At 58.9% G+C, this 12,853-nt stretch carries 11 protein-coding genes; all 11 read right to left on the bottom strand.

Annotation, left to right across the window (positions count from 1 at the left end; translation table 11 throughout):
• Nucleotides 1-13: 13 nt before the first annotated feature.
• The 11 genes from K6G35_RS21740 to K6G35_RS21690 all read right to left on the bottom strand — a co-directional run bounded on the left by K6G35_RS21740 (nt 14) and on the right by K6G35_RS21690 (nt 12,842).
• Nucleotides 14-1,717 (bottom strand): AMP-binding protein, encoded by a 1,704-nt coding sequence (locus K6G35_RS21740; RefSeq protein ID WP_286880395.1) that lies wholly within the window; start codon nt 1,715-1,717, stop codon nt 14-16.
• Nucleotides 1,718-1,760: 43 nt separating this feature from the next.
• Complete coding sequence (locus K6G35_RS21735; protein WP_495677121.1) at nt 1,761-2,948, bottom strand: alpha/beta hydrolase; 1,188 nt, start codon at nt 2,946-2,948, stop codon at nt 1,761-1,763.
• Between the two features lie 235 nt (nt 2,949-3,183).
• Nucleotides 3,184-4,242 carry a porin gene (locus tag K6G35_RS21730; protein WP_495677076.1) on the bottom strand — a complete coding sequence of 353 codons (1,059 nt, stop codon included), beginning with the start codon at nt 4,240-4,242 and terminating at the stop codon, nt 3,184-3,186.
• Between the two features lie 1,012 nt (nt 4,243-5,254).
• Nucleotides 5,255-5,995 carry a sulfite exporter TauE/SafE family protein gene (locus K6G35_RS21725; protein ID WP_008651421.1) on the bottom strand — a complete coding sequence of 247 codons (741 nt, stop codon included), beginning with the start codon at nt 5,993-5,995 and terminating at the stop codon, nt 5,255-5,257.
• A gap of 42 nt (nt 5,996-6,037) precedes the next feature.
• Entirely contained in the window at nt 6,038-7,045 is a 1,008-nt protein-coding gene (locus K6G35_RS21720; protein WP_008651420.1) for a Bug family tripartite tricarboxylate transporter substrate binding protein, read from the bottom strand.
• A 115-nt stretch (nt 7,046-7,160) separates the two neighbouring features.
• On the bottom strand, nt 7,161-8,255 hold the full coding sequence (locus K6G35_RS21715; protein ID WP_495677075.1) for a Bug family tripartite tricarboxylate transporter substrate binding protein: 1,095 nt from the start codon (nt 8,253-8,255) through the stop codon (nt 7,161-7,163).
• A gap of 205 nt (nt 8,256-8,460) precedes the next feature.
• Entirely contained in the window at nt 8,461-9,363 is a 903-nt protein-coding gene (locus K6G35_RS21710) for a LysR family transcriptional regulator (protein WP_495677074.1), read from the bottom strand.
• Between the two features lie 2 nt (nt 9,364-9,365).
• A complete protein-coding gene (locus K6G35_RS21705) occupies nt 9,366-10,280 on the bottom strand; it encodes a LysR family transcriptional regulator (protein ID WP_008651417.1) in 915 nt (304 codons plus the stop codon).
• A gap of 78 nt (nt 10,281-10,358) precedes the next feature.
• On the bottom strand, nt 10,359-11,192 hold the full coding sequence (locus K6G35_RS21700; protein WP_495677073.1) for an amidohydrolase family protein: 834 nt from the start codon (nt 11,190-11,192) through the stop codon (nt 10,359-10,361).
• Between the two features lie 37 nt (nt 11,193-11,229).
• On the bottom strand, nt 11,230-11,913 hold the full coding sequence (locus K6G35_RS21695) for a fumarate hydratase C-terminal domain-containing protein (RefSeq protein ID WP_008651415.1): 684 nt from the start codon (nt 11,911-11,913) through the stop codon (nt 11,230-11,232).
• Nucleotides 11,907-12,842 carry a fumarate hydratase gene (locus tag K6G35_RS21690; RefSeq protein ID WP_008651414.1) on the bottom strand — a complete coding sequence of 312 codons (936 nt, stop codon included), beginning with the start codon at nt 12,840-12,842 and terminating at the stop codon, nt 11,907-11,909. The genes K6G35_RS21695 and K6G35_RS21690 overlap by 7 nt, the downstream gene beginning before the upstream one ends.
• Nucleotides 12,843-12,853 lie beyond the last annotated feature (11 nt).

The following is a 12,853-nucleotide window of genomic DNA, read 5'->3' as shown; positions in this document are numbered from 1 at the left end:
GTCTCTTCCTTCTTCACTTTGCGTGGTGAACAGTGTCGTTTTCCGCTTCGGCGCGCAGCATCTGGACGATGCGGTCACGCAGCAGGACCTTGCTGAGCTTGCCCGATGCCGTCAGCGGAAACTCCGGGATGACTTCCAGCCGCTCAGGCCACTTGAACTTGGCGAGGCCGGCTTCCTGCAGGTATTGGGCAAGCTCGGGCAGTGTCAGGCCCGAAGCCGCTGCCGGCTTGAGCAGCACAAAGGCGCAGACACGCTCGCCGTAGACCTTGTCTGGCATGCCAACGACCGCTGACGCCAGGATCGACGGGTGCTGGTTGATGACGTTCTCGAGTTCTTCGGCATTGATCTTTTCACCGCCGCGATCGACGACATCCTTGATCCGCCCGAGGAAGAAGTAGTAGCGCTTGCCGTCAACCACCTGAGCAGACATCAGGTCGCCGGAGCGGTAAAAGCCATCGGCGGTAAAGCGCGTGACATCTTCTTTCTCGGACTTGTAATAGCCGCGGATGGTGTACGGCCCCCGGAACAACGCTTCACCAACCTCGCCATCGGCCACGGGGTCTTCGGTGCCGGGATGGACGATCCGCACTTCGTCAGCATCAGATACCGGATAACCAATCGATTGCTCGCGAATCTCCGAAGGGTCTTCCGGGCGCGTGAACATGATCACGCCTTCTGTCATGCCGAAGATGTGATGTGTCGGCGATCCGGTCAGGCGCGTCAGGTTGGCAGCGTTCTTCGGGGCAATGAAGTTGCGTCGCGCCTTGTCCGACGCGGTGCCACGCAGCAGTTCCGGCGCGATGCGATTCAGGATCGGCCCGGCAACGCCGAACCAGGTCGGTTCGTAGTTGCGAACGAGGGACTGCAGCGTTTCCTCGCCGATATCCGGGGCCACCGTCACCTTCGCGCCGCACAACAGAAACGGACCGAAGAAGCAGCCCATGTTGAGGTTATGCATGTACGGCGTCGGGAAGAACAGCACGTCTTCAGACGTATATCCGTTGCATGCAGCCACTGCGCGCATGTTGTACAGATACTCGTTCTGAAAGCGCGGGATGATCTTCGGCACACCGGTGGTGCCACCCGACAACTGGAACACCGCCGCCTGGAACGGCTCGTGGTCGACGTCAGCCAACAACGCCTGGGCGCGCGCCAGCGGCATATCGCGGATCAAGTCAGCCAGCAATACGGCTCGTCCGCGGCGCTCACCGCGCGCCTGAAGGATGAACTGGAAACTTGGTACTTCCGCCTGCATCTCCTCGGCAAACGCCACGTCGTCGAACTTGGGGTCATCTCCCTGAACGAAATGCAGGCGTGCCTCGCACAAGTTGCCCAGGTAACCCACTTCCAGCTTGCGGAATGCCTGTAGCGAACACAGCGGGATGATGCCGGCCTTCAGGCATCCGAGAAATGCGAACAGCAGCTCATTGCTGTTGCCGCATTGAAAGACCGCACGGTCGAGCGGCCGCAGGCCCAGGGCCAGCAGCGCCGCCCCGAGTCGGTCAGTCCGTTCGTCCAACTCCTGATAGGTGAACTCGCCCTCCGGCCCCACCAGGGCCAGCCGATCATGGTGATCGCGGAACGATTGACGGAAGGCGCCAACCAGCGTTTCGCCGGTCAGGTAACCGTCGCCGACATAACGGCGAAGGCGGTCTTCATCGGGATAGCGCACGCCATCGAGCAACACGGATGGGCGTACGTGGGTGGGTTGCAGCATCGTTGTCTACCTCTGTATTTATATAGTTCGTCTGCGGTGCCGCTCAGGCCATCGATTCCCGCAGCCACTCGACGATATGACGTCCGGCAATGCGCTGCCCGGGCTCCTCCTCGCGGCTCAACGCCATGCCGTGGTGGTTGCCGCGCACACGAATATGCTGCTTGTGCGCCGCAGGGATCTGATCGTAGATTGCCTGAATATCCGCCGGAAACGTGCATTGATCGCCGGTGTATTCGAGCAGCAGCGTGGGCTGATGCAACGTGCCAATCGTCTTGTCCAGCGCCGCGTTGGATGACAGCCCCGACCAGGTAGAGAGCCAGGATTCCGGCGTGACGATACGTCCAAAACCCACACTTCCCCAGTTGGACACAAAGGGATCCTTGCCCCAGAGAGAACCGGTCTTGCGGTCGGACGGGTCCAGCGAGATGTCCCATGAGCGCAGGTCGGCGTCGGTACGCCAGACCTCGAAGATCGGGGCATGGGCTGCGAGCCGACGGTCAGCATCGGTGCCGGCACCGGACTTCACTTGCTTGCGGGCCTCCTGCTTGGCCCGCAGCATTGCCCTCGCGCGTGCGTCGATGCGTGCGACGCGTTCGGTCTGTGCGGCGCGATATCGTTCGATGAAGTCGGGCGCGTATCGGCCCTTGCCGGATTCCACATCGAACCCGTTGGCCTTTGAGAACGGATCGAGCGTCGGGTCCGTCTGCATGGGATCGTCTTCATCGGTGACCGACGGGTCAATGCCGCTCATCAGGAGCTTGCCCTGGCCCGGGTGCGGCGACACAAGGATGAACGCATCGACTTCCGGCATATGCAGTTCACCCAGGTTCGTCGGGCGGCCACCCGGCGTGCGGGCAATACGCATTTCACGCGGCGTCAGCGACTGCTGGTTGTAGAACGTGTACAAGCCCGCGCCGCCCGAATTACCAAGCAGCACGATCTTTTCATAACCAAGATCGCGCAGGTGCGTCATACCAGCTGCGACATCGAACAGCGCGATCTCATGCTCCAGACGCAGATCGTTGCCGATCGAGCGCGGGCCCTGCACCCAGCAAGCACATCCGGCATCGAGCACGAACGGCACCAGGTAGTGAGTGATGGCCATTTCGCGCGGGTGCATCAGGGATACAACCGTCTTTTCCTTGCCAGTGAGGCTGAACAGAAAGCCGAGCGTGCGCTGCCCATCGGCCGTGCCCAATGCATAGGGCACCATCTGATAGGGGCGGTCCATCAGCCGGGCGTCCCATGAGGCACCTCGCATTCCTGCCGTCACTTGCGGCTTGTCTTGTTCGCTCACGCTGTCTCCTTCGTAAATGCGACCGTCTCAATAATCTAGTGCTTATTTGATATGCTGTCAAATAATTCCAGAGGCCCCGCGAACTACGCCGCGCCGGAAAGAAAAGGTGTGCCGCGAAGGCGGCACACCCGAAAGACGCGACCCAGCCGGCGCGTCCGGTCGACACCAATCAGAAGTTGTGTCGCAGGCCAACAACGGCGCCGAACTGATTGGCGCCGGCAATCACGGAGCCGTCGTACCCGTTGGCACCGAGCGCCGAGCCGCCCTTGTTCAAGGTGTATGAGGCCGTCAGATAGGCGTCCGTGCGTTTCGAGAACCGGTAATCGGCAGACATCACCAAGGACATCGGATCCTTCGCCGAGGTGCGGTCATTGGTCTTGTACACCGCGCCGGTCAGCGCAAGTGCCTGCTTGAAGTTGTAGGTACCACCAGCCCAGAACAGGTCCGTGCGGGTCATTGATGTCAGGATCTGGCTGACCAGCCGCCGATAGCCGAAGTAGGCCGATACTGGGCCGAAGTCGGCCGCTGCCGAAACCACGTAGCGACGCTCGGTCCGCCCCGCGGTCGCGGCGGAGGTGCCATTGAGCTGGTCGAAAACACCCGCAACGCGGAACTTGCCCATGCCATAGGAAAAGCCCGCGCTCATTTCCCTGCCGACGCGGCTGTTGCCCGGAACTTCGCTGCCGTTCGCGATCGTCGAGTCCACGCCAAAGCTGTAGAGCGCCGAGGCCGTCAGCGCACCAAACTTGCCGGTGTACTTCACTGCATTGTCGGTACGCCCTGCCAGCCAGGTGTCATGCGAGTACGACGAATACTTGGGTGCAAAGTACATCGGATCGAAGCCGATGATCAGGTCGAACGTCAGATTATGGTGACGCCCCATGGTGATCTGCCCGTATGGTGTGTCCAGACCAATATAGGCGCGGCGGCCAAACAATCTCCCGCCTTGTGCGGCCATGCCGGTATCGAGCACCATACCGCCTTCGAGCAAGAACACGCCCTTCAGCCCACCACCCAGGTCTTCCACGCCACGCAAACCCCAACGGCTACCGGCAATGTTGCCGGACGTCATGCGCACGAGGCTGGACGATTGCCTGGCGGCATTCGGTACGTGATTCAGATATTCGATGCCCGCATCCGCCACGCCGTACAGCGTGACAGACGATTGAGCGTGCGCGGTCACGCCGGTCGCTAGCAGCGTCCCGGCGATGGCCAGACTTCGTTTCATTACTCCTCCGTAAATTTCTCTTCGATCGCGGCCTGAAGCAGCCTGCGATGTGCTGTCCTTGTGCGGCTGGCATGGGGGCATGCACTACGGCGCCGCAACAATTGACACCAACATAATTAAAGATACGGATTTTTTGACACCCAGTCAAATAATGACTTCCGCGAACCAGGTGCTTACGGTGGAATCGAGTCAGTCCGCAATGGGCCGAATGGGCCGTCCGGGAGGTTCCGGTCGCCACGTGCCACTAAATCCCGCCTTATCGCTTGCAAGCGTGGGACACGTGCGTGTTCTCGGAAGCGAGTGATCACCGCCGCTGGACGTAGCGCGATTGCCGTCGCAGCATTTGTCCTGGCGTCTTACCCAACTCCATGCGAATCGCTCCGTGCAAGCAACTTGCTAGCACCGGAGACAGCGGCACCGTTGGTAAGAGTTTCTCCGCTCAAGGTACGGCAGGAGAACTTGGGCGAACGACATTGGCTTGTGCGGACTTTAGTGTCATCACCCATCGCGCGGCTGAATTCGCACATCAAGAACCTGTCACTTCGCCACCCTAAGTCCTTGATTCTTACAGGCACCCCAACGGGGTTCAAACCCAATACCCCCTTGCGTTAGTTTTTGGGCCTGGCATTAAAACGCGTTCGGGTTGTATCGGCCCTCAGGACCCCTCAATGACGGAGCGTTATCGCGCAAAAAAGCAGCTCCATTTGGGCTGGTCTTCAGCCTCGTTGCCTGGTCTGGGCGGATCGTGTATCTGCCCGTGGCTACGCTGCGACACGAGTACGCGCAATCCCCGGACCAATCGGTGCAAGGGGATGATCTTCCCTCGATTCCTCTGACGGTCTCCTCCGTGGTGCGCGGTCGAACGGAACAACGAGTACTACCCGGCACTGCAGCGCTCCAGTGGGCCAGATAGCGCTCCGTATCCGCTGCAACAGCAACCGGACCTTGATAGTCGAAATTGTCATGCATTCGGCCTCGAACCCTTCTATGGGGTTGATCATGTGCTCTTATCTCAATGCATCGATAGGCCACGACAAAGCACCGAAACGCCACTGGCGCAAAGAAATATCAACAGGGCACGTCGCACGTTGTCCGCAGAGATTCTTTTGCGCAAGCGCGATCCGACTGCAAGTCCGACAAGGCTGAACGGCATCGCGAACGCGGCGCTGCGCAGTAAGTCTCCTTGATGCAGCAGCCCGCTGCTCGCAAAAGCTGCCAGGCGTACCAGTGCACTAAAGAGAATGACGGCAGCGATTGTGGAACGAAATGCATCAATCTGCGGAAGCCGGCGGGACAGATACATCGTGTAGATGGGGCCTCCTGTTCCAAACAGCGCACTGAATACGCCCCCGACTACGCCGGCAGGTACGGACCACCCCCTTGCCACCTCCTCTTCCGCTCGTGCCGAGGACATCAGGAGGGCCCGTCCCGTCATCACAAGTACAAAGAGACCGAGGCCGACCAGGAGCCAACGTGATTCGATCTTCGCGAGCACCGTCGTACCTAGTACTACACCCACCGTCATGAAGGGAATCAGGCGAAGCAGTTCCGGCCGTGACACTGAACTCCAGTTGCGCATTCCAACCATCAATGTCGTCACCAGATCGAGTAGGAGAAGCATAGGAACCACGAACTGCAAGGGAATGAACTGCACCAAAATCGGCACGGCCACCATCGCCGCGCCGAAACCGGTGAGTCCAAATACTGTGTAGGCTCCCGCAACGGTTGCCCCAAGCACTGCGTAGTGTTCCATCCCCATGGCTGTCCGATTTGTTTTTGGAATGCGTTCCGAAGCCTATTGCATCTTGATCCCAGCGCTTTTCGCGAGCGACTGATACGCGCTGAAGTTCTCGGAAACGTACTTGGCCGTCTCCTCTGGTGTCAGAACTCTTGGAATGCCACCGTATGTCGCATTCGCGGAGATCCATCGGGTGTCCGTGGATGCCGATTTCAGGACACCAGCCCACTTCTTGACGATGTCCGGCGGCATCTTGGCGGGCCCATACAACGCGCTCCACCCGATCACCGCTTCCAGCTTTGGAAAGCCTGCTTCCCTCGCTGTGGGAACGTCTGGGAACTGCTTCAGCCTCTCTGGAGTGGTCGTGACTAGAGCACGCAGTTTGCGACCTGCGACCAGGCCCGCCATGGAGCTTAGGTTGTTGCAACTGAAGTCCACCTCTTTGGAGATGACTGCCAGTGCAGCTTCGTTTCCACCCTTATAGTTCACGTTCACCGCTCCGTTTGGCTTCAGATTGAGACTCTGCAGCAACAACTGTGGAGCGAGGTTCTGTACCGTGGCGGGGCCCGACGCGCTGTAATTGAGCTTTCCAGGATGCGCCTGAAGTTCCGCCGCCAAGTCTGCAAGCGTCTTGAACTTGGAGTCCGGGTGCACAACACATACCACCGGATTCAACTCAAGCAGGCCAATGAACGTAAAGTCATTCCACTTGTAAGCAAGTCCGGAATCCTGGATAGCCGGCAGGAGAACCTGAGAGCCGACCCGAGCCAGCAGCAACGTATATCCATCCGGACTCGCATCCTTAGCTATCTGCGAACCGATCGCGCCATTGGCCCCAGGGCGATTCATGACAACTACGGGCTGGCCCAGCAGTGCTGACGCGGTAACGGAGAGGTTCCGCGCGGACTGATCCGCGTCGCCTCCGGCCGCAAAGGGCACCACGATTGTGACGGGGCGGCTGGGATAGGCTTGTGCCGCCGCAGGTGCGGCCCCGGCCACCGTGGTTCCGATTACGGCGGCACAGATGCCAAGCGCCTTGATGCATCCTCCGACAATCCTATTCATTCGACTGTCTCCTCGCCAGGACTGTGGCAGTACCGAACACTGCCACGTGATCGTGCGATTCTGCTTGTGAGCCGCGCCCTCCAGTCAAGCGCCGGAAGATGAGGGGTCGGTTCGTTTAGTTGGCGGAGATCTTTCGCTTGGCGACCAATTGCTTCCACCGGCCCGATTCTTGTGCGATTTCCTGGGGAAGCTGACCCTTTGGCGTCAGTGTCCTGGTCATGCCTTGCGCAGGGAGATACTGCTGCATACTTGGCCCTGCGGTGGCCTTCTCCAGATCGGCGTACATCCTCGTGATGAGCTCCTTAGGCGTACCCGCCGGAGCCATCAGTGCGAACCATCCATAAAACGTAAATCCCGGCAGACCCGCCTCAGCAGTGGTCGGTACGTCGGGCAGCAATGGGGATCGTTCCTTGCCAGTCACCGCCAGCGCGCGAAGACGGTTGCCCTTTAGCAGCGGTGAGATGGCATTGATGTTGCCCACGGTCATGTCAACCGTTCCCGCCATGAGGTCTGAGTACGCCGGACCTTCGCCCTTGTACGGCACGTGCACCACTTCGATTCCTGCGGCCTCGGCAAAGGCCTCGTTAGCAATGTGCACCTGGCTGCCATTACCCGCCGACGCGAAGGTCAGCTTGCCAGGGTGGGCCTTGGCGTAGCTGATAAACTCAGCCATCGTTTTCACCGGTACCTTGGTGTTCACCGTCAGCACCATCGGCCCACTGGCAATCTTGCTGATCATCTCGAAACTCTCGGCTGAGTACGGGAGCCTCTGATAAATGAACGGATTGACCGTGAACATGCTTCCCGACGCGAGCAAGAGCGTGTAGCCATCTGGTGCAGATTTGGCAACCGCTTCCGCCCCCACCGCGCCGCCGGCGCCCGGTCGGTTATCCACGACAACTGTCTGTTTCCACTGTTTGCCCAGCTCAACAGCAACTGCACGAGCCAGAAGGTCCGTTGCTCCACCCGACGCAAACGGAACAACGAGTCGGATCGGCTTGTTCGGCCACTCCTCCGCGTGAGCAGGCACCATCGCCAAAGGCGCAATGGCAAACGCAAACATGGCCACGGCAGTCGATGTCTTGTACCGCGGGGCATCCGCGTCCTGGCACAGCTCCTTAACGATGGGATTCTGGCGTATGCGACGCAACCACCGCCGCCCTCCCGCTAGCCAACTGCCAATGGCATTGCCTGTGTCTCGTGAGTTCATCGTTGTCTCCTTTGTGGCGTCGCCATGATTTGACGACTATCGTGTGCGTTGCTTTATTTTTTAATCCTAATTACAAATTCAATAAAACGGAAACGAGATATGGAACTTATATATAGCAATTAAAGTTCTTATCTTTTTTATGACAAAATAATCCCACCCACATCCTTCTGGATGTGATTTGATAATTGTGATTACTTGATTTTCGCTATCCCGTTCGAAACAGATTCAGAAACTCAGACATGGCAACCGAAGGCGGCCGCGCCGGATGCGACACGATGGATAGCGGTCGTATCAGCCGAGGAAAGTCAGTGCGCAATTCAATTATGGCCCCCTTGTCCAACATGCCCTGCACCAGAATCCGCGACAAACAACTGATGCCCAGGCCAAGCTCCACCGCATACTTGATCGCCTCGGAACTTCCCAATACGGTCTGAGGAGTGAGCGGCCCAAGGTAAGAAAACAAGGCACTCATCACCGCATCGCGAGTCCCCGACCCTTCTTCCCGAAAAAGCCAGTTTGCCCCCTGAAGCTGCTCACGGGAAACCGGTTGACCGGATTCTGTTTGTGTCACAGCGAGCCTGTCGTGAGGCGATGCAACGATAATCAATTCGTCGTCGCTCCATTTATGGCTGACCAAGTCCGCCGCTGGACTTGGCCCCTCAATGATTCCCACATCGGCGCGTGCTTCGGAAACCAACCGGATGACTTCGTGCGAATTTCCGATCTGCGTGTCCACCCGACACTCCGGATAACTGGCGTGGTAGTACGCCAGAATCCTCGGAATAAGGTAATTGCCAATGGTCGTGCTCGCTGCGACCCTCAGATGACAGGGCGGATGCCCGCCAGAAAAATCCCGTTCAATTGCACGCGCGTCCCATATGAGTCGGGTTGCCCGTTCCTGGAGTGCGCGCCCCGCATCATTGAGTACGAGTCGCTTCGAGACGCGATCGAATAGGGTCACCCCTAGCGTCTGCTCCAATTCATTGACGGCCGCGCTCACGGCCGACTGCGATAGCACTGCCTCTTCTCCCGCGGCAGAAGTTGATCCCGTCCTCGCCACTATCGAGAACAGTTCCAACTGCCGGAGGGAGAATCGGAACGTCGCCATGATTAGCTCTTCTGTACCAATTTCGGTCGCCCGTCGTCCGGCGTAATGCTCGGCTTGGTCACATCGGCCAGCGCTTCCAAAAGCAAGTGCGAAAGATGTGCACGAGGATTATCGCGAGGGACCAGGATACCAAGGCGACGCATCAACGGAGGCGAGCCGAACGGGATGGTACGGATAGATGCCGGGAACTCGTTCTCGACACCTCGAGCCGGCACGACTGACGAGCCCAGACCGTTGGCCACCATGGCGATCACTCCTTCAAGCGTATCGATCTCCATCGTCGACCGTACCGCAATCTGGCGTCGCACCATTTCCTCCTGGACAAGAAGTCCGACGCGAGCGGTGCGATTGAATCTGACATAGGGCGTTGTCTCCAGAATCCCCTTGTCCGAGTCCCCTCTGGTCGTGGCATGTGTGATCACCACGAACTCTTCGTTAAAGAAAGGCATGAACTGCAGGTCCAGGCGCGGAACCTCTGGTTCGGTAACGACAGCCACGTCCAGTTGCCGTCGATATACCGCCCGCTCCAGATCATGGGTCAGACCCGTGGTGAGGTGGATGTCGATTCGGTGCCCCTGCTGATGCAACCGCTTCAATGCAAGCGGTAAGACGCCCGAAACGCAGGTATGTACGGAGCCGAGCTTAAGCACACCTCCGGCCGCTTCGCGTTTGAGAGCCGCGCTCATGCTCTCCCAATGGGTCAGGAGGTCACGCGCGCGACTCGTGAACGCAAGCCCAGCGTCCGTCAATACTGGCGGTCTGCGACTGCGATCGAAGATCGTGATGCCCAGCTCTTCCTCAAGAGAACGCATCTGCATACTGACAGCAGAGATCGTGAGCCCGATGGCGTTGCCCGCCTCGGCGAAGCTGCCTCGGTCGGCAATGGCTACCAGGGTGTAAAGGGTTTTGACGTCCATGTCTGACAAATTGATATGTGATTCAATCCGCTAGCGCGTTGCGCCGTCATTCTGCCGCATGGACGTTGCGCACACGGGCTAGATCCCCAGCAGACGACGGGCGTTCCCGCCCATCACCTTTTCCATGTTCTCGCGACGAATCGGCAACGTCTCGAACCATTGCTTGTAATCCCGTACCGGGCAAAACGGAAAGGAACTTGCGTACAGCATGCGGTCGGCCAGGAACGAGTCCGCAGCTTTCACGTATTCCTCCCATCCTGGCATGCGCGAGAAGTACATGTCCGGCGACAGATACATGTTCGGCCGACGGAATGCGATATGCAGGATTTCCGTCACCCATGGCCACCCGCCATGCACAACGACCACGCTCAGCCTGGGAAAGTCGGTCAGAACGCGGTCGGTTTTGACGGGATCCGAGTAGCTCAGGTCCGGACCAGCAGTTCCCCCCACCATCATGATCACGGGTACGCCCAGATCTTCGCAATGAGCGTAAATCGGGTACAGACGCCTGTCATCGGCATACATCGGGATGGGGTAAGAGCCCGGCTCGATATTGATGGCCTTGAACCCGCTAGCGACCGCGTCGGAGATCGTTTTGCACGCGGTCACCCGGTTCGTCGGGTCGATGGACGCGGCACCAATGAATCGTTGCGGATAGTCACGCACGATTCGCGCGACATCCTCGTTCGAAACACTGCCCAGTGTGCCGGCGAGACGCCCAACCACGACGCCCTTGTCCACACTGGCCTCATCCATTTCCTTGAGCAGCAGTTCCATAGACTGCTGTTGAGCGGCTGGCGACGGCTCGAAGCCAACAGTGCGGGTAAAGCCATCACGGCGCTCACCCGCCGCATACATCAGCGTATCGAGGAAGCCACCAACCGGAGGGCGGAGTCTGAAATCAATGATCATGTCGTGTTCCTGGCTCTAGCTCTGTTCAAGAATGTCCTTACATCACCTCGTTCTTGCGGTCATCCGTTTCGCCGTATCGGTGTAATGCCGGTGGCTTGAGACCAGCGTAGAGCTTTTCGATCCCAGCGTTGATGACTTCGGCGTGCTGCGCGAACAGCGAGTTGCCCTCCAGGTCACTCTCAACAATGAACGGACCGAAGTTCTCCACCTCGAACATCCACATCGCCTGCGCGATGCCTAGTTCGTCGAGCCAGAAAACGTCCTTCACCTGCTTGATGCCACGGCCGAGCAGCGCCCCGGTTCCATAGCCAACGGTCGTGAGGTAGATGGCCCCGCCAGGCGCGAGCACCCGCTTGTAGTCGTCAGCCGGCATGCCACCCTTACCGATGAAGATGCGACACGCCGTCTTTTCCATCCACTTCGGTATCCACTTGGAAAAGCGAAAGCTCGCAGTGGCAGTGACGGCGCCAACGTTATAGCTCCCGTCCTCATTGGGCGCGGCGGCTGGTGAGCAATGAAAATTGACATTGCTGAGCCCACGCAAATCAACCGGGGGTTCCAGGCCTTCGTCGAGCACCTTTTTGTAGACGCCTTCCCGGGCCGTATAAATTACCCCCGTCAAGTAGACGGCGGATCCGAGTTCGAGTTTGGCGATGTCTTCCGTTGTCGCGGGCAGGTTGATGTGGAAGACTTTCAGTTCATCATCTTGAGGGCTTACCATTCGACCGTCTCCCTGCGCAGATAAGGGGTGAACCACTGAGGGTCCGTGCGATATTCGATATTGCCGTCTGCATGGATACGAGCCGTGGCACGTCGCGAAGACAGACAGAACGTATGGAGACTGATGGGCATCCCTCCCGTATGGGTGTGGCCTACTTCGATATGACAGTCGACCACCATTGACGAGCCCACGAAGCCCATCGCACCCATGCCGATCGAATTACCGAGCTTCATGAGTTCAAGTTCCAGCTCGGCAATCTTCGGGTCGGGATTGCGGTCACCCACGACACGGAGGCAAGCCGCCTGCTTGCCAAGCTGCATGCACGTATCCTTGGAGCCGCCCAGGCCGATGCCAACAATCGCTGGCTGGCAGGCCAGGCCACGCTTGCCGAATGCAATCAGGGTGTCGAGCACGAACCGCCTGATCCCGTCAATGCCGTCCCCGGGAAACAACATCCGGTAATCGGTGCCGAACAGTCCGCCCTTGTGGACGGTAGTGATGTCTACCCAATCGGCGTCGGGTTCGAATGACCACTCGATCTCGGGTGCATTGATGCCAACGTTGTTGTTGTTATCAGTGCGCCAGAGGGGGTGCACGCGATTGGGGCGCAGCGGAACCGCCAGCGTGGCGTCTGCCGTTGCCTTGCGTAAAGCGCGCTCGACTGCAACGAAACCGCGCTGCACCGCCGCGTTGTTTCCCACCTTCACGTAGTAGCGAGGCAATCCAGTATCGGCGCACATTGGACGGCGGTCCTGGTCGGCGGCGTCCCAGTTGTCCTGCATTGCGTGGATCACGAATCGCGGCAGCTTGCCAGTCTCCGTTTTCTGCAATGCCTGGATGCCTTCCTTGTAGTCCTTGGGGATCTCGATCGCGGCGCGTTTCATGATTTCGAGCGCGGCTTCCTCGACCCGATCGATAGAGATGGTCATCGTAGCGGTCC

It is taken from the genome of Cupriavidus sp. HY129, assembly GCF_059492215.1.
The sequence above is the reverse complement of the archived record's forward strand: the minus strand, read 5'-3'. Positions and strand labels throughout refer to the sequence as shown.